17 protein-coding genes are annotated in these 21,054 nt (G+C 68.1%); 8 read left to right on the top strand and 9 right to left on the bottom strand.

Annotation, left to right across the window (positions count from 1 at the left end; all coding sequences use genetic code 11):
• The first annotated feature begins 58 nt into the window (after nt 1-58).
• Together purE and J2X63_RS01735 are read left to right on the top strand one after the other, a co-directional pair.
• Nucleotides 59-526, top strand: coding sequence for a 5-(carboxyamino)imidazole ribonucleotide mutase (purE, locus tag J2X63_RS01740; protein ID WP_309977766.1), 468 nt, complete (start codon nt 59-61; stop codon nt 524-526).
• Nucleotides 523-1,890, top strand: coding sequence for an LCP family protein (locus J2X63_RS01735; protein ID WP_309973260.1), 1,368 nt, complete (start codon nt 523-525; stop codon nt 1,888-1,890). The genes purE and J2X63_RS01735 overlap by 4 nt, the downstream gene beginning before the upstream one ends.
• Before the next feature lie 22 nt (nt 1,891-1,912).
• On the opposite strand, the gene J2X63_RS01730 is transcribed toward J2X63_RS01735, so the two are convergent.
• Nucleotides 1,913-2,812: a glycosyltransferase gene (locus J2X63_RS01730; protein ID WP_309977765.1), complete on the bottom strand. Its 900-nt coding sequence runs from the start codon at nt 2,810-2,812 to the stop codon at nt 1,913-1,915.
• Between the two features lie 149 nt (nt 2,813-2,961).
• On the opposite strand from J2X63_RS01730, the gene J2X63_RS01725 reads away from it, so the two are divergent.
• Nucleotides 2,962-4,554 (top strand): glycosyltransferase, encoded by a 1,593-nt coding sequence (locus J2X63_RS01725; protein WP_309973258.1) that lies wholly within the window; start codon nt 2,962-2,964, stop codon nt 4,552-4,554.
• A gap of 22 nt (nt 4,555-4,576) precedes the next feature.
• Here J2X63_RS01725 and rfbD read toward each other — a convergent pair whose 3' ends face one another.
• Together rfbD and rfbB are read right to left on the bottom strand one after the other, a co-directional pair.
• Nucleotides 4,577-5,428 carry a dTDP-4-dehydrorhamnose reductase gene (rfbD, locus tag J2X63_RS01720; RefSeq protein WP_309973256.1) on the bottom strand — a complete coding sequence of 284 codons (852 nt, stop codon included), beginning with the start codon at nt 5,426-5,428 and terminating at the stop codon, nt 4,577-4,579.
• Nucleotides 5,429-5,432: 4 nt separating this feature from the next.
• Nucleotides 5,433-6,431: a dTDP-glucose 4,6-dehydratase gene (gene rfbB, locus J2X63_RS01715; protein ID WP_309973254.1), complete on the bottom strand. Its 999-nt coding sequence runs from the start codon at nt 6,429-6,431 to the stop codon at nt 5,433-5,435.
• An 80-nt stretch (nt 6,432-6,511) separates the two neighbouring features.
• On the opposite strand from rfbB, the gene J2X63_RS01710 reads away from it, so the two are divergent.
• From J2X63_RS01710 to J2X63_RS01700, 3 genes are all read left to right on the top strand, one after another.
• The gene (locus tag J2X63_RS01710; RefSeq protein WP_309973253.1) at nt 6,512-7,123 is read left to right on the top strand and encodes a dTDP-4-dehydrorhamnose 3,5-epimerase; all 612 of its coding nucleotides are present in this window, start codon (nt 6,512-6,514) and stop codon (nt 7,121-7,123) included.
• A 4-nt stretch (nt 7,124-7,127) separates the two neighbouring features.
• Nucleotides 7,128-8,000: a glucose-1-phosphate thymidylyltransferase RfbA gene (rfbA, locus tag J2X63_RS01705; RefSeq protein ID WP_309973250.1), complete on the top strand. Its 873-nt coding sequence runs from the start codon at nt 7,128-7,130 to the stop codon at nt 7,998-8,000.
• A gap of 101 nt (nt 8,001-8,101) precedes the next feature.
• Nucleotides 8,102-10,069 carry a cell wall-binding repeat-containing protein gene (locus tag J2X63_RS01700; protein WP_309973248.1) on the top strand — a complete coding sequence of 656 codons (1,968 nt, stop codon included), beginning with the start codon at nt 8,102-8,104 and terminating at the stop codon, nt 10,067-10,069.
• On the opposite strand, the gene J2X63_RS01695 is transcribed toward J2X63_RS01700, so the two are convergent.
• Genes J2X63_RS01695 through J2X63_RS01675 form a run of 5 tightly spaced genes read right to left on the bottom strand, consistent with a single transcriptional unit; the run spans nt 10,051 to nt 16,063 of the window.
• Nucleotides 10,051-10,995, bottom strand: a complete 945-nt coding sequence (locus tag J2X63_RS01695; protein ID WP_309973246.1) for a hypothetical protein — start codon at nt 10,993-10,995, stop codon at nt 10,051-10,053. The two genes, J2X63_RS01700 and J2X63_RS01695, sit on opposite strands and share 19 nt — an antisense overlap.
• Nucleotides 10,992-11,816 (bottom strand): glycosyltransferase family 2 protein, encoded by an 825-nt coding sequence (locus J2X63_RS01690; RefSeq protein ID WP_309973244.1) that lies wholly within the window; start codon nt 11,814-11,816, stop codon nt 10,992-10,994. Before J2X63_RS01690 ends, J2X63_RS01695 begins: the two co-directional genes overlap by 4 nt.
• Before the next feature lie 40 nt (nt 11,817-11,856).
• The gene (locus tag J2X63_RS01685) at nt 11,857-13,074 is read right to left on the bottom strand and encodes an ABC transporter ATP-binding protein (RefSeq protein WP_309973241.1); all 1,218 of its coding nucleotides are present in this window, start codon (nt 13,072-13,074) and stop codon (nt 11,857-11,859) included.
• Nucleotides 13,075-13,088: 14 nt separating this feature from the next.
• Nucleotides 13,089-13,985, bottom strand: coding sequence for an ABC transporter permease (locus J2X63_RS01680; RefSeq protein WP_309973240.1), 897 nt, complete (start codon nt 13,983-13,985; stop codon nt 13,089-13,091).
• Between the two features lie 44 nt (nt 13,986-14,029).
• Nucleotides 14,030-16,063: a glycosyltransferase gene (locus J2X63_RS01675; RefSeq protein WP_309973238.1), complete on the bottom strand. Its 2,034-nt coding sequence runs from the start codon at nt 16,061-16,063 to the stop codon at nt 14,030-14,032.
• 76 nt (nt 16,064-16,139) lie between these two features.
• On the opposite strand from J2X63_RS01675, the gene J2X63_RS01670 reads away from it, so the two are divergent.
• Nucleotides 16,140-17,513 (top strand): hypothetical protein, encoded by a 1,374-nt coding sequence (locus tag J2X63_RS01670; RefSeq protein ID WP_309973237.1) that lies wholly within the window; start codon nt 16,140-16,142, stop codon nt 17,511-17,513.
• A gap of 2 nt (nt 17,514-17,515) precedes the next feature.
• Here J2X63_RS01670 and J2X63_RS01665 read toward each other — a convergent pair whose 3' ends face one another.
• Nucleotides 17,516-18,895, bottom strand: coding sequence for a glycosyltransferase (locus tag J2X63_RS01665; protein ID WP_309973234.1), 1,380 nt, complete (start codon nt 18,893-18,895; stop codon nt 17,516-17,518).
• 92 nt (nt 18,896-18,987) lie between these two features.
• On the opposite strand from J2X63_RS01665, the gene J2X63_RS01660 reads away from it, so the two are divergent.
• Nucleotides 18,988-21,027 (top strand): hypothetical protein, encoded by a 2,040-nt coding sequence (locus tag J2X63_RS01660; protein WP_309973231.1) that lies wholly within the window; start codon nt 18,988-18,990, stop codon nt 21,025-21,027.
• Nucleotides 21,028-21,054: the final 27 nt, after the last annotated feature.

Genomic DNA, 21,054 nt, shown 5'->3' with positions numbered 1-21,054 from the left:
TGCGGCCGTCTACACTCATCGGGTGACTGCAGCAACCACCCCGCTCGTGGGCGTCGTGATGGGTTCCGACTCCGATTGGAACGTGATGCGCGAGGCATCCGAACTGCTCGACGAATTCGGCGTCGCGCACGAGGTCGAGGTGGTCTCCGCGCACCGCACGCCCGAGAAGATGATCGCCTACGGCAAGGAAGCAGCCGGCCGAGGCCTCAAGGTGATCATCGCCGGCGCTGGGGGCGCGGCGCACCTGCCGGGCATGCTCGCCTCGGTCACGACCCTGCCCGTCGTGGGCGTGCCCGTGCCACTGTCGCGCCTCGACGGGCTCGACTCCCTGCTCTCGATCGTGCAGATGCCGGCGGGTGTCCCGGTGGCGACCGTGTCGATCGGCGGGGCGAAGAACGCCGGCCTCATCGCCGTGAAGATCCTCGCGACCTCGGATGCCGCGTTGAGCGCCGCCCTCGGCGACTACGCCACCGCCCTCGCCGCCCTGGTCGAGGAGAAGAACGAACGGCTCAAGTCCACCCGATGAGTCTCGCCGCAAGCCCGATCCGCTTCCCGGATGTCGCCTCCCGCACGGTCATGACGCGCCGCGCGTGGTGGCTCATCGTGCTCAACGTGCTCATCCCCGGCTCCGCGCAAGTGCTCGCCGGCGACCGAAAGCTGGGCCGCTTCGGACTCGGGGCGACCCTGACGCTCTGGTTCCTCGCCGTCGCCGCCGTCGTCGTCTGGATCCTCTGGCCCACGGTGCTCTACACGCTGTTCTCGACCTCGATCACCCTGTGGGTGGTGGCCGCCGTCCTGGTGTTCTACGCGGTCCTGTGGGCCATCCTCACGCTCGACACCCTGCGCCTCGTCCGCCTCGTCAAGACCGCGCCCTCGGCGCGAGCATGGGTCGCCGCGGCGTCGGTCGCGCTCATGGTGGCCGTCTCCGGCACGGCTGCGTACGGCGCGTACCTCGCGACGACGGCGAGCGGATTCCTCTCCTCGGTGTTCGTGGCCGGACCGAGCGAGCCGCCCATCGACGGCCGCTACAACGTGCTCCTCCTCGGCGGCGACGCCGGGCCAGATCGCGACGGGCTCCGGCCCGACAGCATCCGGGTGGTGAGCATCGACGCGGAGACGGGCCAGGCCGTCACCATCGGCCTCCCGCGCAACATGGTCGACGTCCCCTTCAACGAGGACTCGCCCCTGAATTCGGTCTATCCAGAGGGATACGGAGCCATCGACGGCTGCGAGGTGGACGTCTGCATGCTCAACTCGATCTACACCGAGGTCGAGCTGAAGAGCCCCGACATGTACCCCGACGCGGTCTCGCACGGCTCCGAACCGGGCATCGAGGCGATGCGGGATGCCGCGGAGGGGATCACCGGGCTCCCGATCCAGTACTACGTGCTGATCGACATGGCGGGATTCCAGCAACTCATCGACGCGCTGGGCGGCGTGACGATCAACGTTCCCGAGGACGTGCCGATCCACGCCGACGAGACCTTCACCACCGTTGCGGAGTGGATCCCTGCCGGGGAGCAGCATCTCGACGGCTACCACGCGCTCTGGTACGCGCGGTCCCGCCACGGCACGAGCGACTACGACCGGATGGCCCGTCAGCTGCAGCTCCAGGAGGCGGTGCTCGCGCAGTTCAATGCGGCGAACGTGCTCTCGAAGTTCCAGGAGATCGCGGCGGCCGGGTCGCAGGTCGTGAAGACCGACGTGCCGCAGGGAATGCTCGGGTACTTCGTCAACCTCGCGTCGAAGACGAAGGAACTGCCCGTGATCGACGTGCCGCTCGTCCCGGACAACGGCGTGGATCCGGAGGATCCCGACTACGAGTACATCCGCCAGCTGGTGCAGCAGGCCGTGTTCCCGCCCGCGTCGGAGGAGCCGGCCGAGGGCTGAAGCCGCGCTCGTGCGTCGAGGGTCAGGTGATCAGGGCCTTCAGCCACGTGGGGATCATGCCCCGGCGTCGGATTAGGCCGTGCACGGTGCCGGTGCCGATGGCCAGGACCTGCGCCAGGCGCTGCGGGCCGCTGATCATCGAGACGACCATGACGCCGGTCTCGCGCTTCAGCACGGTCAGCGCCCATCTCGGACGACGAGCCGCGTTCCGGAGGATCAGGTCGACGTTGTTCCTGGCGATGTAGTACCGCCGGAGCGGGGAGTGGTACTGGTACGTCGCGACGCGTCCGGACCGGTGCCGCATCGGCACGCCGAACGGGCGAAGCTCGGCCCGGCGTCCGATGGAATGCCGGATGTCGGTCCCGCGCGCGATCGCGATCCGGAAGCCCCGGTCGCGGGCGCGGAGGCAGTACTCCGTGTCCACGGTGTCGATGACGAGACGCTCGTCGAACAGCCCCGTGACCTCCAGGCATTCGCGGCCGATGACGAATCCGGTCTGAATGGCCTCGGGCACGAGGCCGAAGCCCTCTGGTGACGTCCACGTGGGGAGTGCCGGCGCGCCGTTGACCGCATCGACGCACACGATGCCGATGCGGGTGATCGGGCTGGCAGCGGAGAACACGTCGAGGGCGATGGCCACGTAGTCGGGCGGAAGGTCGCTGTCCTGGTCGACGTTGACAACGAAGTCCGCGCCGTCGCCGAGTGCCCGTCGTACCCCCGTGTTGAGCGCTGACGCGATGCCCGAGTTCTGTGACAGGCGAAGCACGGTCATGCCCTCGGCTTCCAGATCGCGCAGCACTGCGTGCGCCTCGTCGCCGGAGCCGTCGTCCACGGCGATCAGCGAGTCCACCTGATCGCGCAGCGCGCGCAGCCGTGGCACCACGTCGTCGCCCGGTCGGTAGAGGGGCACAACGGCGATCACATGAGCCAAGGGAATTCCTTCCAATGCGGCTCCGGGCGTTGACGGATGCCGCGGACATTAGAGTAGTTCACGGTCGTCAGTCGAGAGGAACCGATCAGGTGAGTCAAGGGGTCGCTGCGGCCGGCTGGAGTTCGAGCTCCGAGCATCAGATGTCCGACGTCGAGCGCGACCGCGAGGCGCAGTTCGGCGTCGTCGATGCCCTGATGGGGCAGCGCGAGGCATCCACGCACGGTCGTGAACTCCCCGCGCACACCCCGATGCCGTTCTACGTGCGGTACCCGCGCGGCGCGATGCGGCGGGTGGTCGCTTCGCCGTTGGGACCGCTGGCGCGGATCGGGATTCGACGCCTCGAGCGTGAGCGGTGGCGGCTCGGGCACTTCCTCGCGCGCCGGCGCCCGGTCCACCTCAGTGCCGCCGGGATCGACGTGGCGGAGGTTCCCGGCGATGCCGTCGTCGGGAATGCGATGCTCGCATCCACGAATGCCTCCCACTTGGTGCTCGTGCGGCCGGGCTCCGAGGTGACGGCGTCCGGGCTGGCGGAGGTCCGGCGGCTCCTCGAACGCGAGCCCGGCGTCGAGCTCGTGTACGGCGACAGCCGTTCCGCGCGCGGAGTCCGTTTCCGCGCTCCGGCGTTCTCGCCGGTTCGCCTCCGCGAGGAGGACTACCTCGGGCCCGCAGTGGTGCTGAACGTCGAGGCACTCCGTACGCGAGGCGGCTTCCGCGCCGCAGCCGACGGGGCGCACGTGCTCGACATCGCACTTCGCACGCCCGCGACGGCGGTCACACGTGTCCGCGAGGTCATCGGCGTCGGACAGCCGGTCGACCGCCCACTGGAGGCGGCGGGCGACGCGGCCGCCCGTGTCGTCTCCGAGCACCTCGAACAGATCGGCGTGGCGGGAACGGTGACGACGGAGTCGGGATATCGCACCGTCGAGTACCCGGTCCTCGGCCGGCCGCTCGTCTCGATCATCATGCCGACGCGTGGCAGTTCCGGTGCGGTCGCGGGTTCCGAACGCACGTTCGTCGTAGAGGCCGTCAGGGGCATCTGCGAACGGACCACCTGGGGTGAGGTGGAGATCGTCCTGGTCGCCGACGACGCGACGCCGCAGGCGGTGATCGACGAGGTGGAGGCCCTCGCCGGAGACCGGCTCGTCCTGGTCCGCTGGAGTGAGGCGTTCAACTTCAGCGCCAAGATGAACCGGGGCGCCGCGGTCGCGCGGGGAGACTACCTGCTCATGCTGAACGACGACGTCGAGGTCGTCACGCCCGACTGGATCGAGCGAATGCTCGGGCTCGCGCAGCAGGACGGCATCGGAATGGTCGGCGCGATGCTCTTCTTCGATGACGGCTCGGTGCAGCACCTCGGGCACATCTACCAGGGCGGGGGCGCAGGCCACGTCGCATTCGGTGTCACACCGGGCGCGCTTCGGCCGCTGGCCTCGCTGACCGTCACTCGCGAGGTGTCAGGGGTGACCGCGGCGTGCGCGCTGCTGCCCGCCGACGTGGTGCGGGAGGTGGGCGGCTTCTCACCGCTCTTCCCCGGGAACTACAACGACGTCGACCTCAGCCTGAAGGTGCGGTCAACGGGCCGTTCCGTCGTGTGCACGGGCGCGGCGCGGCTCTACCACTTCGAGTCGCGCACGCGGGAGGCGACGGTGTTGCCGTCCGAGTTCGCGACCCTCGCTCGTCGATGGGACGCGCTGATCCAGCGTGACGAGTACTCCCGCGAACTCGAGCGCTGACATACCGGCCGTCGCTCCCGGCTCATTCGCCGGCGAGCACTCCCTCGCTCGCCGCTTGGGCGAGCGCCGCCCGCCAGTCGCGCATGGGCGAGAGCCCGGCCGCGGCCCACGCCTCGTGGCCCAGCACCGAGTACGAGGGTCGCGCGGCCGGTCGGGTGAACGTCGAGCTGTCGGTGGGCGTGATGCGCTCGGGGTCGAGTCCCGCCTCCTCGAGCACCGCGCGGGCGAAGTCGAACCACGTCGCCTGACCGGAGTTCGTGCCGTGGTACACCCCCGCCGGAGCGTCGGCATCGAGCATGGCGACGATCTGCGCGGCGAGGTCGGCGGTCCAGGTCGGCTGGCCCAGCTGGTCGTCGACGACGGACCAGGTCTGCTTCGACGCGGCGAGCTTCAGCATCGTCGTGGCGAAGTTGGGCCCGTGGGCGCCGTAGAGCCATGCCGTCCGTACGATGAAGGTGCCGTCGGGGTGGGAGGCCAGCGCGAGCTCCTCACCGGCGGCCTTGGTGCGACCGTAGGCGTTGATGGGCTCGCGGCGGCGGTCCTCGGCGTAGGGAGTGGTCGCGCCGCCGTCGAAGACGTAGTCGGTGGAGATGGTGACGAGACGTGCACCGGTCGCGGCGCTCGCGGCGGCCAGGTTGGCGGGTCCGACGGCGTTCACCGCGTATGCGACGTCTTCGTGCTCCTCGGCGTCGTCGACCTTAGTGTAGGCCGCGCAGTTCAGGACCACATCGTGGCCGGCGACCGCCTCGCGGACTGCCGCCGCATCCGTCACGTCGAGGTCGGCACGGGTCAGGGCGGTCACGGTCCGGTCTGCCAGCACGGCCTGCAGGTCCCGTCCGAGCATGCCGGAGGCGCCCGTGATGAGGTAACGCACGTCGCTACTGTCCCTGCGCCTGGTAACGGGCTTCGGTGGCGTCCTTCTGCGGCGCCCACCATGCCTCGTTGTCTCGGTACCAGGCGATGGTGTCCGCGAGACCAGCCTCGAAGTCGGAGAACCGCGGTTCCCAGCCGAGTTCGGTGCGGAGCCGCGTCGAGTCGATGGCGTAGCGCAGGTCGTGCCCAGGGCGGTCGACGACATGGTCGTACGCGTCCGCCGGCTGGCCGAGCGTGGTGAGGATCAGCTCCACGACGTCCTTGTTGTTCCTCTCGCCATCCGCTCCGATGAGGTAGGTCTCGCCGAGCTCGCCCTTCTCCAGGATGGTGAGCACCGCCGAGGAGTGGTCGTTCGCGTGGATCCAGTCGCGGACGTTCTCGCCCTTGCCGTAGAGCTTCGGTCGTTCACCGCGCAGCACGTTGGTGATCTGCCGCGGGATGAACTTCTCGACATGCTGGTACGGCCCGTAGTTGTTCGAGCAGTTCGAGATCGTCGCCTTCACGCCGAACGAGCGGACCCATGCGCGGACCAGCAGGTCGCTGCCGGCCTTCGTCGAGGAGTACGGGCTCGACGGGTTGTAGGGCGTCTGCTCGGTGAACCTCGCCGGGTCGTCGAGCTCGAGGTCGCCGTAGACCTCGTCGGTCGAGATGTGGTGGAAGCGCGTGCCGTGCTTGCGTGCCGCCTCGAGCAGCGTGTAAGTGCCGACGATGTTCGTCTCGAGGAACGGACGTGGGTCGTCCAGCGAGTTGTCGTTGTGGCTCTCGGCTGCGTAGTGCACGACCGCGTCGTGCTCCGCGAAGAGCGCGTCGACGAGCGGGGCATCCGCGATGTCACCCTTGACGAACCTGAAGCGATCCGTCGGGAGTCCATCGAGGGACGCGAGGTTGCCGGCGTACGTGAGCTTGTCGAGGACCGTCACGGAGTGCTCGGTGTTCGCGAGCACGTAGTGGACGAAGTTCGAGCCGATGAAGCCGGCGCCGCCGGTCACGAGGAGTCTTGACACGCGCTTCATCCTAGCCAGTCGCATCTGGAAGTCACTTGTCGCCTGCGATTCCGCAGGCCACGGCACGGTAGACTTCCGGAGTGCAAATCCGCGAACTGAGCGTGCCCGACAGCTATGAGATCACACCGAAGCAGTTCGGCGACGACCGCGGAGTCTTCCTCGAGTGGTATCGGTTCGATCGCCTCGAGGAGATGATCGGCCACCGGCTCGAGATCGCCCAGGCGAACACGTCCGTCTCGCAGCGCGGCGTCGTCCGGGGCATCCACTTCGCCGATGTCCCGCCCAGCCAGGCGAAGTACGTCACGGCCACCCGTGGGGCCGTCCTCGACTTCGTGATCGACATCCGGGTCGGCTCGCCGACCTTCGGGACCTGGGACTCCGTGCTCCTCGACGAGGTGGACCGTCGGGCGATCTACATCGCGGAGGGCCTGGGCCACTGCTTCGTCGCGCTGACGGACGATGCGACGGTGAGCTACCTCGTCACGTCGCCGTTCAATGCCGAGCGAGAGCACGGGATCGATCCGCTCGACCCCGAGGTCGGCCTTCGATTCCCCGAAGCCGCCGGCGAGTTGCTGCTCTCTCCGAAGGACCGCGAGGCACCGAGCCTCCGCGAGGCGGCGTCAATCGGACTGCTTCCCTCCTGGCAGGCCGCCCGCGACTACTACGCGGCCCTCGGCCGATCGGAGGGCTGAGTCCGTGCGCGGCATCATCCTCGCCGGCGGCTCCGGCACGCGCCTGTGGCCGATCACCAAGGGCATCTCCAAGCAGCTCATGCCGATCTATGACAAGCCGATGGTGTACTACCCGCTCTCGACGCTGATGATGGCCGGGATCAGCGAGATCCTCATCATCACGACTCCCGAGTACAACGAGCAGTTCCGGGCACTGCTCGGCGATGGCTCGTCGCTCGGCATCCGCCTGGAGTATGCCGTTCAGCCGAGTCCCGACGGGCTGGCCCAGGCCTTCATCATCGGTGAAGAGTTCATCGGCGACGAGAACGTCGCTCTGGTCCTCGGAGACAACATCTTCCACGGCACCGGCCTGGGCTCGGCCCTGCGCGAGAACACCGAGATCGACGGCGCGCTGATCTTCGCGTACCAGGTGAGCGACCCGAGCGCATACGGGGTGGTGGAGTTCGACGAGGATTTCACGGCGCTCTCGATCGAGGAGAAGCCCGCGAACCCGAAGAGCGACTTCGCGGTGCCCGGTCTCTACTTCTACGACAACTCGGTCGTCGAGATCGCCAAGACCATCGAGCCGAGCGCGCGTGGCGAACTCGAGATCTCGACGGTCAACGAGCGGTACCTGCAGGCCGGCCGCCTCCAGGTGCGAGTCCTCGACCGAGGCACCGCGTGGCTCGACACCGGAACGTTCGAGTCGATGATGCAGGCGTCCGAGTACGTGCGGGTGATCGAGGACCGGCAGGGATTCAAGGTCGGATGCATCGAGGAGATCGCCTGGCGCGCAGGGTGGATCGATGACGATCGTCTGCGGCGCATCGCTGAGCCGCTCAAGAAGAGCGGCTACGGCATGTACCTCGAGCGGCTCGCGGGCAGTCGACGCTCCTGACCGACCCCCGGCGGCTCGCGAGGAATGCCCGCCGCACCGGAACGGTGGTTCCCAACTCAGGCCCTCGGCGCTAGCGTCGAGCCGTGGGGACAACGATGATGATGTACACGACGCTCGGCGTCTCAGCCCTCGTTTCGGCATTGATGCTCGGTGGGCCGGCAGTGGCGGGGGAGCCGCAGCCCGCGCCCGGCGGGATTCCGGCCGCCACCGCGTCGCCGGGCGTGGGCGACCCGGCGAACGCCGAGGTGACAACACCGGCGACCGCACCGCCGACGGACGATCCAGCGCCGGAGCCGACGGAGACGCCTGCACCGCAGCCGCCTGAGGCGGAGGTTCCGGTGGAGCAGGAACCCGCCGACCCTGAAGGGACGGAGACGGCCACCCCAGATGGCACGTCCAAGAGCGACGCAGTGGGACCCGTCGCCGAGCGTTCCCAATCCCTGCTGCGCGAGTCGGCGGCCCTGGCCGCGGTGCCGAGTTTCACGGCCGGTTACCTCATCAGCGACTTCAACTTCTTCAACTCCTGGGCGATGACCGAGGCCGAGATCCAGGCCTTTCTCCAGGCGAAGGTGGGCAGTTGTGCGAACTCCTACTGCCTGGCGGCGCTCCGAGTCGACACGCCGAATTTCGCATGGAGTTTCGGCACCTGCGATCCGTATCCCGGTGCGCCGGGCGAGCCCGCCGCACGCATCATCTACAAGGTGCAACGCCTCTGCGGCCTCAGCGCGAAGGTCATACTGACGACCCTGCAGAAGGAGCAGACCCTCATCACGGATCCCGACCCGACCGGCGGACAGCTGCGATCCGCCATGGGCATGGCGTGCCCCGACACTGCGCCGTGCGACACGGCATACTCGGGGTTCTTCTCGCAGGTCTATGGTGCGGCACGACAGCTGACGTGGTACACGAATCCGCAGAGCAGCATGTATCAGAGCGGACGGTATGCCGTCGGCCAGGTCCGATCCATCGCATACGATCCTGATCCCGGGTGTGGGTCATCGGGTGTCTACATCAACAACATCGCGACCGCTGCGCTGTATCACTACACGCCGTACCAGCCGAACGCCAACGCCCTCGCAGCCGGGTGGGACGCCAGCAGTGACCCATGCGCCTCGTATGGGAACCGAAACTTCTGGAACTTCTACAACCTGTGGTTCGGCAATCCGACCACTGCGCCGAACCCAGCGGCAACGCGACTTGCCGGCAATGACAGGTTCGAGACCGCCGTCATGATCGCCCGTTCGAGCTTCCCATCGACGGCGCCCGTCGTCTACGTGACCGCCGGCGGCAACTATCCCGACGCCCTCGCAGCTGGCGGAGCGGCAGCCGTCGACGGAGGGCCCCTGCTCCTCGTCGATCCGGGCTACGTCCCGTCGAGCACGCTCGCGGAGCTGAAGCGCCTCGCGCCGTCGAGCATCGTGCTCGTCGGCGGGCAGGCCGCAGTCTCCGTCTCGGTCGAAACCACCCTGAAGACGGTCGCGCCGGTGACGCGCCTCGGAGGGGCCGATCGCTACGACACCGCGATGAAGGTCGCCGACTTCGCATTCGGGACGGCCACCACCGCCTATCTCGCGACCGGCATGGACTTCCCCGATGCACTTTCCGCGAGCGCGGCCGGTGGTGCGAAGAAGGCCCCAGTCCTCCTCGCGAACGGAAGCCTCGGAGCGATCGACGCGGCGACGATCGCCGAGTTGCGCAAACTCGGCGTGACGACGGTGAAGATCGTCGGCGGAACGAGCGCTGTCTCGCCTGGGGTGGAGCAGGGCATCCGGGACGCGGGGTTCACCGTGCAGCGGCTCTTCGGGGCTGACAGGTACATGACGAGCGTCGCGATCAATCGCGACGCCTTCCCGAACCCGTCGAAGGTCTACGTCGCGACTGGAACGGGCTTCGCCGATGCGCTGTCCGGATCGGCAGCCGCAGCGAAGGCGGGAAGTCCGCTCTACGTGACGTTCCCCGGCTGCGTGAACAACGACCTGAGGTCCGATGCGCTCAAGGCGACGTCGCTCGTCATGCTTGGCGGGTCGGCGGTGCTGGGCGACCAGGTGGCCTATCTGGCGGTCTGCTGACCGCGGGTACCGGTGTCGAGGTACTCCCGGAACTCGTTCTTGAGGTCGGCGAGGGCCGGGAACTGGTTGGTCTCGTGCAGGACGAACTCGACTGGCGTGTCGACCTTCGTCAGCGTCCAGCCTCGCGATCGGGCCCTCGCGCACATCCATTGGTCCTCGAGGAAGGAATACCGACGGGGGAGCTCGGTGAAGAACGACGCATCCGCGACGATTTCGACGTCGCAGACGCACCCGCCCGTGCCGACATAGTCCGCGGGGTCGCCGGCCTCGACGGGCACCCGGTCCCAGTGCGACCGACCGAGATACCGCCAGGCCCAGACCCCCGCGATGCGGGCAGGGCCGCCGGCGGCGAGCAGGTCGTCCACGAACGAGCTGGAGATGTCCTGGTCGTCGTCCAGCATGATGAACTCGCGCGAGGCCATCCCCGTCGCGGCGGCCCGGCGGGCCAGGAAGAAGCGGGCGAGGCCGCCGACGTTGTCCTGGCTCGCGACGTACTCCACGCTGCGGAGCGATCCCCCCGCCGTGAACGCGGCAATCCGGTCCCGGTAGTGCAGGTCATCCGCCGGTGCGTTGTTCCACAGCATCAGGCGGATGCCGCGACCCGTGGATTGCCGGTCGAGCTGGTCGAGGATCGCGTCGATTCGACTCGGACGGTTCCAGAGGCAGACGATCACGGCGACATCCGCCGTCGAGACCTGACCCAGCAACGTCTCGATGCGGAACCGACCTGCTGCGGAGCGGCGGACCAAGTTCCGCCAGTGCCGAGCATCGCGTCGGGCGATCGCGCCGGCGCGCCAGAACCGCAGCCGTTCGGAGGTGCGACGCCGGACGGCCGCCACCACTCGCCTGGGCACGCGAACCGTCCCGCCCACGACCCACTTCGCGACGCCGAGCGGTCCGCCGGGAATGTCGGACGGGTGTCTCACGACCTGCTCACCCAGCGCTTCCGCGCTCCCAGGCCCATGCGGAGCAGCAGTCTGACTGGCGCGTGATACCACGACGCATACCGGCGGGAGAGATAGAGGTATGCGCTGTCGTGATGGACGGCCGCCATCCTGCTGCCGTCGCGGGACGTCGAGTGCGCTCCCGTGTGCATGACCGTCGATGACGGCTGATAGCGATTGCGCCATCCGGCTTCGCCGAGCCGAGCCCCGAGGTCCACATCCTCGAAGTACATGAAGAACCTAGGGTCGAACCCGCCGATCTGGTCGTAGGCGGCGCGCCGAACGAGCAGGCAGGCACCCGAGAGCCACCCCGCATCACGCGCACGGGTCGCGTTGTCGTACTCCACCCGATAGCTCCGCGACCAGGGGTTCGAAGGCCAGATCCGACCGAACACCGCATGACCGACGCCCGCGCCGAGCGACGGGAGGTTCCGCGCGGAGGGATATACGCTGCCGTCGGGATCGAGGATGCGGGGGCCGACGGCACCGACGGCCGGATCGGCATCGGCTGCCGCGACCAGCTCGTCGATCGAACCGGGTTCGAACACCACGTCGGGGTTCGCGATGAGGACGTATTCGCTCGGCTCCGAGGCCTCGACCCCGGCGGCGATGCCGGATCCGTATCCTCGGTTCTCCCGGAGGGGGATGAATCGAGCGTCGTATTCCGCGGCCAGCTCGCGTTCGCGGTCCACGGAGCCCGAGCCGTTGTCGACGACGACGATGCCCGGGGAGTCGACACTGGCGGAGCGCAGGCTGGCGAGGAAGGGGCGAAGTGTCTCACCGGTGTGATAAGTCACGGTCACCACGAGCACGCGAGATGTCATCCGAGTCGTGCCCTCGCATTCATGCGGCGGGACCCAGGTCGACGAACGCGGGCCGCGCGTAGCTCGCGCCCACCGCGAGGTCGTCACCCGCAGCGTCGAACGCGCACGCCTGCGCCAGGTCGACGATATGGCGGCCCGAGTGGTCCATCAATGACACGTTCACGAAGTACTTCCCCGCGCCGAACCGGAGGTCTTCCAGCACGAACTTGGCGGTTCGGCGACCGTCCGCGGGTGGCAACTGCAGTCCCATCCGGCGCGTGGTCGTGCCGTAGATCACCTGCCCGAGCGAGGTGTCGATCTGGATGGCCACCAACCAGTCATCGGTGGGGCGAAGGAATTCGAAGTCGACCTCGATCTCGAGGTCGTCCCCGAGGTGGACGTCGTCGGCCGGGCCACGGCCCACCGCGCTCGCGATCGCGCCGTGGATGATCGCCTCTCGTGGCTTCTCACTGGAGTCATCGCCATGGATGCTGCTGACCCGGCGGTCCTCCAGGATGTCGCGGAAGCGTGCGACGGCTTCGCGGGGCTCACCGTCGTAGTCGACCTTGCCCGCGTTCAAGAGGATCGCCCGGTCGCAGAGTTCCGTCACCTGGCTCAGGGTATGGGTGACGAGCACGATGGTGCGTCCCTCGTTCTGGAACGACCGGATCTTGTCGAGGCACTTCCGTTGGAACGCCTCGTCGCCCACGGCGAGCACCTCATCGACGAGCAGCAGATCCGGATCGGTGTGCACGGCCACCGCGAAGGCCAGCCGGACGTACATGCCCGACGAGTAGAACTTGACCTGGGAGTCGATGAACTCCCCGATGCCCGAGAAATCGAGGATGTCCTCGAATCGTTGCTCCGTCTCGGCCCGTGAGAGGCCCATGATCGACGCGTTGAGGAACACGTTCTCGCGTCCGGTAAGGTCCGGGTGGAATCCGGCTCCGAGCTCGAGCAGCGCTGCGATGCGTCCACGACGCTCCACCGACCCCGACGTCGGGTCGATGATGCCGCCGATGACCTTCAGGAGCGTCGACTTTCCCGACCCGTTGTGCCCGATCAGGGCGACCGTGTGACCGGCCTGGATGGTCGCGGAGACGCCGTCGAGGGCCCAGAAGTCCTCGCGGTGTCGGCGCCCCGCACGGCCGAGCGTGACCAGGCGCTCCTTGAGCGAGTTGTCCTTCCGCAGGACGAAGCGCTTCGTCACATCTGCGATGCGGACGACGTCGGGTCCGTCCGAGGCGTGCACTGACATGCTCATTCTCGTTCCTAGAGGGCCTGGGCGAAGTTGCCCTGCAACTTCGTGAACACTCGCTGCGCGCCGAGGAGCAGCGGGATGCCGATTGCGGACGCGATACCCAGCCGGAGCATGAGGTCGGGCGGATACTCCGCCACGCCGGTACCCGCCGTCCAGAGCGATCGCTGGAATGCGAGGACCCCGAGGGTGATCGGGTTGTCGGTGTAGATCTCCAACAGCAGGCTTTCGCCGAGAACGTCCTTGACCATGGACCAGGAGTAGACGATCGGAGATGCCCAGAGGAGCAGGAGCAGCAGCACCTCGACGAGGTACTGGATGTCGCGGAGGTAGACGTTCACCGCCGCGAGGAGCAACCCGAAGGCCGTGCCGTAGATCAGCAGCACGAACAGTCCGGGACCGAAGTAGATGAGCTCGGGGCTGATGGGGAATGCACCGAGCGCGAGCGTTGCCAGAAGCAGGAGCCCGAGCTGGATCGCGAAGTTGAACAGCGCGCCGCCCACCACCGCGAGGGGGAAGACCTCGCGCGGCAGGTAGATCTTCTTGATCAGTCCGGCGTTGCCCACGATCGAGGCGGTTCCGCCGGACACGATCTCGCTGAAGAGCCCGTATGCCGTCAGACCGGTGAACACGTAGATCGCGAAGTCGGGGATGCCACGCTCCGCCGACAGGAACTTGCCGATCACGATGTAGTAGATCAGCAACTGCGTCAATGGTCGGACCAGCGTCCACATGAAACCGAGCGCGCTGTCCTTGTAGCGCGACTTCAGGTCGCGTCGGACGAGGAGCGCGAGCATCTCACGGTGCTGGGCGATCTGGCGCAGCGAGTTGATCGCGCTCCGTTGCTCGCCGGAACCGATCACCTCCATCGGCTGCCGGGCGAGCGCTTCGAATCGCTCTTGAGCTGTCATGGGGTCCGGTCTCGTTCAGCGAATGGGGTACCGCGCAAGTATAGTCAGCGGGCCTGCGCTGCCTGTTCAGCCGCCCTTCGCTCGTTGAGCAGCCGGATGTTGCCGCGCTCGGCTGCGAATCGGCCGGGACTGAAGCGGCTCAGGTGGGTGACGACGGATGCTGCGGCCACCCGGAAATCGCCGTGTCCGCTGGAGCGCATCCGAAGGCCGAGATCCACGTCCTCGAAGCCGTTGGTGTAGAGCGGATCGAACCCCCGCACGGCGGCGAACAGATCCGCGCGCGTGGCGAGCGCGATCGCTGAGGGGAGCTCGATCGCGCGATCTGTCGTGGGTCGTTCCACCACGGGAAGGGGGAGTTCCTCGCCGTCGACGAGTCGGAACCCCGCATTCTCCACCGCTCCATCGGGATCCTCGATGATCGACTGGACGGCATCGGCGCCATCGTCGAGCGCGGCGAGGAGCGGAGGCAGCCAGCCCTGGTGCACCTCGGTGTCGTTGTTGAGGAAGACGACGCGGGCGCCCCGCGATGACGCGAAGGCGAAGTCGGCGCCGAGCGCGAAGTTCAGGTTGCGCTCGCGGAGGATCAGACGGATCGAGGGGTTCGCGCTGAGCGCTGCAGCGATGATGCCGGTGACCGGGGCGGGTGACCCGTTGTCGAGGAAGACGAGTTCGAACCGCGTGCTGTCGCGATCGGCGAAGAGGGCCCGCACGGCCCGGAGGCTCGCCCACCAGTCGGCGTAGGTCAGCATCACGATCGAGACCAGATCGCCGTCTCGCGTCGGAAGATCACGCTCGATCGCCCGCCAGTCCAAGAGGTACTTGGTGAGCGAGCGCTGCTCCCAACCCGTGACCTCGACCGTGCTGATCCGTCCGGTGTCCATCGAGGCGGTGTAGGCGACACCGACGAATGGAAGGAGTTCGAGCCGGCCGATCTCCGACAGGCGGATCACGAGGTCGTAGTCCACCCATCGACGAAGGGATTCGTCGAATCCACCGATCCGGTCGATCGATTCGCGACGCGCGACGAGGGTGTTCAGGTCGACGAAGTTACCGCCGTGCAGGAGGTCCTCACGGCCGCCGTCCAGCGCAAGGTACCGGTGGATCCCCTCGTCGTCGGTCATCTCCACGACCGAGTGCACGGCCACCGCGTCGCCGCGCTCCAACGCGGCGACCGAGGCTCCGAGCAGCTCGGGCAGCCAGCGGTTGTCCGAGTCCAGGAATGCGACGTAGCGACCGCGCGCCGCCCTCAGTCCGATGTTGCGAGAGGCGGACACACCGCCGGCCGACGCTCGGAGGAGCGTGATCCGGGGGTCCCCGGCCGTGTACCGGGCGACGACGTCGGGCGTCGTGTCCGTGGATCCGTCGTCGACCACGATGAGCTCCCAGTCGGGATACGTCTGGGCGAGAACCGATTCGATCGCGGCGCCGACGGTCGCCGGTCGATTCCGCACCGGCAGGACGATGGAGACAAGCGGTCCGGACGATGCCGTCTCCACAGCTCGTGCCGTCCAGGACTCGACCAGCCTGGGGCGGGTGTGCTGGACCCGCTGCCGATGCCAGCGGGTGAGGTCGATGGCGATCCGCCGTGCTTCGCCGAGCGTGGGGGTGCCGGAGCACAGCTCGTGCACCGGCAGTGGTGTGTTCGCGTCGGCGTGGGCGAGAAAGGCCTCGAGCGCCTCGCGCATCGTAGGGACGCGGGTGGGGAGCGCGCTCGCGTCGAACCACGGCGAGCTGCTCGCCGCAGGTTCGGCCCCGAAGAACATGGAGAGGAAGGTCGAGTCGCCCCCGCGGCCGGTGTGGAACGAGTACCACTCGTTCTGGAAGAGGGGGGTGACGGACAGTCCCGCTGCGGCGCCCTCGTCGAAGAAGTGCGTGGCGGCAGCGCGCCGGTTCCGGAAGACCGTGCCGGCTTCCGCCGAATAGAACTCGAGGTCCAGCACGGCGGAGCGGGCGATGCGGCGGATCCGAAGACGACGCTCGGCGCGGACGAGCGCGGCATCGGCGGCGGGGTTCCCGCTCATGCGAACGCGGAGCCCCGGCCAGAGCCGTCGCAGTCTCGCCATCGAGAATCGCGCCATCCGGGCCCCTTTCATGTACGGATACCGTAGCCCACTCGGTGGTGGCCGGGCTCCGAGGCCGTGAGAGAGTACTCAGGTGACTCAGACGACGACCAACTCGACCGACAGACGCAGCTCGTCGAAGCGGCTCGTCGGCGGTCGGGCGTGGGTGACACGAGTTCTTCCGCCGGCGCTCCTCGTCATCGCGAGCCTGCTCGTGGGTATCGTCCATGTCCCCCAGCATGAATCCCTCTCCCCGATCGACGAGTACGTGTACGTCGACTACTTCGACAAGGTTTTCGACCAGGGGGTGGTCCGGCACGGCGAGGAGGTGGGCGACTTCGCGCGACAGGAGCTCGGCTGCAGGGGTCTGCGGATCCTCCTGCCGGTACCCGACGACCGCTGCACGACCGCGGAGTCGATCCTGTCCGACGACAGCCGGTTCCCCATGGCGGGCATGACGTCGGCCGATATCTACACCCCGCTGTACTTCGCCGTCACGAGGGCGTTCGCCCAGCCGCTGCTCTGGACGGGGGTCGTCGATTCCCCGACGCAGGCCGGCCGGCTGGTGGGCACGCTGTGGCTCGCGGCGGCCGCTCTGCTCTTCTTCTTCGCCCTGAGGCGATTGCGACTGGGGCCGTGGTCCTCGGCGGGGATCACGCTGCTCATCGTCGGGTCGCTGCCGGCCTACTGGTACACGACGTACCTCAGCACCGATGCCCCGACACTTCTCGCCGGTGCCCTGATGCTGTTCCTGGGCATCCGTTTCGTGCAGGGCGACCAGTCGGGGTGGTGGTTGGTGGCGGCGGCGCCCATCGTCATCTGGCTGAAGTTCCAGAACTTCGCGGCGATCGGTGCGGTCGCGATCTCGCTGGCCCTGCTCGCCGTGTACACGTCGCTGGCTTCTCCTCGCGGCGGCAGATGGCGGTCCCTGCGCACCGATCGGCGGCTGCTGGTCGCCATCGGAATGGTCGTGGCGGCGCTCCTCGCCCAAGTGATCTGGGTGATCATCCGAGAGCAGCTCTCACTCGGAGTCTCGCCCGAGCAGAACACCGAGCAGGCCCTCACCGTCGACGGCCTCCTCGGCCTCGTCTTCAAGTACGTCTCCTCTTCGGGCCTCGGCGTCGGCGCACCGAGCGGGACGGCGATCGTCGCGTCGTGGATCTCGCAGTGGGTGGCGGTGGCGGGCGTCCTGGGGCTCGCGGCGGTCGCTCGCCCCGGCACGCGGACCTCGGCGCTCGCCTACGGAACACTGCTGATGGCGCTGGTCGTGGGCCCCCTGCTCGCATTGTCGATCATCGCGTCCACGGGGGAGTACTTCGCGCTGCCCGAACGGTACGGACTCTCGCTCTACCCGATCTTCATCGGGTGCGCGGCCGTCCTCGTGCGGCGGCGACGAAGCTCCACGGTCGTGCTGGCCGGGCTGGGAGTGCTCAGCTTCATCTGCGTGCTGCTCATCCCCGCGGTCTGAATTCAAGCCCCGGTTCGAGACCGCCGCCGCGCCACCCACCGAAGCGGCCTCGTGATGCGCCACGACGTGCTCTGCTCGAGGCTCTCGATCCGAATCCGCATCGCGTTCCGCTGCTCGGCGCGGACGGACCGCACGCCGCGGTCCGCCGCCGGCTTCGGAGCGCTGCAGAACTGGACGAGCGGCTGGAGCACATTCGACCAACGCATGCGCTCGGCGTAACGACGGACGTTCTCGCGGAGCCGGGCAGTCTCCATTTCGCTGTACAGGCACTCCTCCAGTGCCGTCGAGAGCGCGTCGACGTCCTCTGGCGGCACCACCCGGCCGAGCTGCTCGCTCAGCACGATGGTCGCGAACGTGTCGTGGTCGGTGCTGACGATCGGCAATCCGGCCCAGAGATAGTCGAGGATCCGCGTACGGAAGCTGAATGCGGTCTCGAGGTGGTCGAAATGGGTGCTGACGCCGAGGTCGGCGTCGAGGAGGTAATCGGCACGCTCGTCGTAGGGAACCCAACCCTCGTTGAAGAAGACGACCCGATCGAGCAGGTCGAGCTCGACCGCGACTCGTCGTGCGTTGACCGACATCTCCATCTCGGGGACGTTCGGATTCGGGTGCGCCACGCCGAGGAAGAACAGTCGAAGGTCGGGATGGCGCTCCGAGAGCTGATGCACGGCGCGGATGAGGGTGATCGGATCGAACCAGTTGTAGATGCCACCGCCCCAGATCACCACCTTGTCCGTCGGTGCAATCCCCTCGACGGCACCCTTGATGCCGTGACGACGCTGCACCGGGGTCTGGTCGCCGATCCCGAACGGAGCGACGGCGAGGAGCGACCGGAGCGTGTTGTCGGCGTCATAGCTCAACGGGTTGATCCGGCCGAGGGCCGCCATCTGTCCGAGCCAGAAGTCGCGCTGCTTCTCGGAGGCGCAGAGCAGGAAGTCCGCTCGTTCGATCTGGGCGTTGAGCACCTCCGTCGTCAGCTGGGAGACGTGCTGGCGATCCTCATCGGTGAGGTATCGCGTCTGCTCGAGCACTTCGAGGTGCATCGGGTCGTAGATGTCCGCCACCAGCACGTACTGCTCGTCCGCCAACCACGGGTGGCTCGCCATCACGTGCCCCTGGAAGACGACGGCGTCGGACCACTCGGCGTGATCGCGCAACGAAGTGTCATCGGCGAAGGCGACCTCGAAGTCGGGATGCGAGAGATCCGCCTGCTGGGTGGAGACGAGACGGACTTCGTTCTGCTGTGCCAGAACCTTGGCGATCTCCAGTGCGCGGATGGCCGGGCCGGCCATCTGCGCGCCGAGGGAATCGGGTGTGCAGACCAGGATCCGCGGTCGTGGTTCCTGATTCGATGCGGCGTTCTCGCTCTTCGGCTCGGTCACCGCAGGGAGACTAGCACGCGGCGGGCGTCGCCAAGCTGAGCTGGGCACCGTTGCTAGACTCCAGATTCGTCGCCGCCCCCAGAAAGGCCCGAATGCCGCCCCTTCGATCGCCGCGCATCCGCTCCCGTTCGGCCGACGACCCTCGATCGCCGCTCCCCGCGTGGCGATGGCTCATCTTCCCCGGCATCGTGCTCGTGATGCTCGTCTCCATGGTCGCGGCAGACCTGAACGGATCCTCGATCGGCGCGTTCTCCGAGTCCCCGTCCGAGCACGGGCTCCTGCTCGGTCATCCGCTCGGCGTTCGCAGCGACGAGTACCTCCTCGAGACGCCGAACGCCCTCTCATCGGCGCAGCAGGGGATGCCCACGTCCGCCTGGATCGGCCTGGCGGACGTCGACCAGGCGGTCGCCGCCGGCGGAGGACCGACGCTCGACTGGTCGACGTCGCTGAAGCCCCAGGACTGGGGATTCGTCCTGCTGGACCCGAGCCATGGCCTGTCCTGGAACTGGTGGTTCCCGTTCGCGGTCTGCCTCTGGGGCACGTTCGCCCTCATCGGGCTCATCACCAGGCGTCCCGGGCTCTCGGCCGTGCTGGCGATCGCCGCGACCTTCACCCCGTACTCGGCCTGGTGGATGCCGGACCTGCTCGTTGGCTTCGCCGCGCTGGCGGGTGCCGCCATCATCGGGGCGTGGACGACCTCGAGCAGGGTCGCTGCGGCCCTCCTCTCGGTGGCGGCCGCATGCTCCGCCGGTGCGCTCGCACTCGTCCTGTATCCCCCGTGGCAGTACTCGCTCGCACTCGTCATCGTGGCGATCTGCCTCGGTTTCGCGCTGGATCGGCGCATCGCGTGGCGACGTGTGCTCTGGACGTCCGGCATCGCGATCGCGGGCGCGGCGGCGGTGCTCTCGGTGTGGATCGTGCAGCACAGCGCGGCGGCGGCTGCGGTCGCCGGAACGTACTACCCGGGGCAACGGCGCACTGTCGCCGGCGGCGGGTCCCTGGCGGTGATCACGGGCGCGCCGCTGAACTTCTGGATGGTCGGCGACGCCGGTGCTTCGCTCGGAGCCGGGGGGGAGGGCGGTCAGTTCTCGAACCTCTCCGAGGCGGCGTCGAGCTGGATTCCGTTCCCCGTGCTGGCGCTGGTCGTGGCGGCCGCCATCGGGCTCGCGTGGCGCGATCGACGTCGCCGGCGGGCAGCCGGCGTCCCGGTCCCATCCAGGGGCGCGGATGATCAGGTGCCCGAGCCGGTCTGGACGATCCTGCTCCCAGCTGGTCTCATCGCGCTGCTGCTCGCGTGGACGTTCCTGCCGCTCCCCTCGTGGTTCGGGGTGATCACGCAGTTGCAGCGGGTGCAGCCGTCGCGCACCACGTTGGCGATCGGCTTCGCTTCGGTGCTCATGATGGCCGCGGCCACGGCGGTCCGCTCATCGCCTCGGGTGTGGAGCTGGCCATGGCTGGGCGCGGCCGCCGTGATCGGCGCCGTCGGAACGGTCTGGTCCGCCGAGAACCTACCGTGGAACGCCGAGCTCGTGCCGACCACGCTCGCCGCACTCAGCGGGTTCGTCCTCACCGGGCTCTTCGCGCTGCTCCTGTGGAAACGATGGGCGATTCCCGCGGCGGCCGGTCTCGCAGTCTACGCCTTCGTGAGCTGGTCGCTCGTGAACCCGCTGCAGCAGGGTATCGCCCCGCTTTCCGATGACCCGTTGGTGCGAGAGCTGCATTCGGTCGCTGACGCCGGCGAGAATCCCCGAACGCTGGTGTTCGGCGACCTCGCGACGGTCGCGCGCGCGCGTGCCGCCGGCTTCCAGAGCGTGTCCGGCACGACGCCGTATCCCGATGCGCAACTCATGGGCGAGCTGGCGCCGGCGCAGGAGGAGCTCTGGAACAACTACGCGCAGTACGAGTGGACCCCGGATCCGGACCCATCGGCGGCCCGGATCGAGCGGGTGACCGGGAGCCTCATGCAGCTGTCGATCTCCCCGTGCAACCCGGTGGTCGCCGAGCGAGCCGATCCGGCATGGGTGGTCTCGGAGACCTCGCTCGAGGACTATGAATGCCTGGTCCCGCTGACGCAGGTCGACGGCGTCGGCGACGCCACCCTGCACATCTATCGGTTCGAGTCGCCTCGGTGACCGCGCGAGCGGCGGCTTCCGATCCGG

The sequence above is a fragment of the Agromyces sp. 3263 genome, assembly GCF_031456545.1.
GTDB lineage: Bacteria > Actinomycetota > Actinomycetes > Actinomycetales > Microbacteriaceae > Agromyces.
The sequence above is the reverse complement of the archived record's forward strand: the minus strand, read 5'-3'. Positions and strand labels throughout refer to the sequence as shown.

What these genes read in the sequence shown, in the direction of transcription:
- purE (WP_309977766.1), top strand. Translation starts at nt 59, where the DNA reads ATGGGTTCCGACTCCGATTGGAACGTGATGCGCGAGGCATCCGAACTG.
- J2X63_RS01735 (WP_309973260.1), top strand. Translation starts at nt 523, where the DNA reads ATGAGTCTCGCCGCAAGCCCGATCCGCTTCCCGGATGTCGCCTCCCGC.
- J2X63_RS01725 (WP_309973258.1), top strand. Translation starts at nt 2,962, where the DNA reads ATGTCCGACGTCGAGCGCGACCGCGAGGCGCAGTTCGGCGTCGTCGAT.
- J2X63_RS01700 (WP_309973248.1), top strand. Translation starts at nt 8,102, where the DNA reads ATGTACACGACGCTCGGCGTCTCAGCCCTCGTTTCGGCATTGATGCTC.
- J2X63_RS01685 (WP_309973241.1), bottom strand. Translation starts at nt 13,074, where the DNA reads ATGTCAGTGCACGCCTCGGACGGACCCGACGTCGTCCGCATCGCAGAT.
- J2X63_RS01680 (WP_309973240.1), bottom strand. Translation starts at nt 13,985, where the DNA reads ATGACAGCTCAAGAGCGATTCGAAGCGCTCGCCCGGCAGCCGATGGAG.
- J2X63_RS01675 (WP_309973238.1), bottom strand. Translation starts at nt 16,063, where the DNA reads ATGGCGCGATTCTCGATGGCGAGACTGCGACGGCTCTGGCCGGGGCTC.
- J2X63_RS01660 (WP_309973231.1), top strand. Translation starts at nt 18,988, where the DNA reads ATGCCGCCCCTTCGATCGCCGCGCATCCGCTCCCGTTCGGCCGACGAC.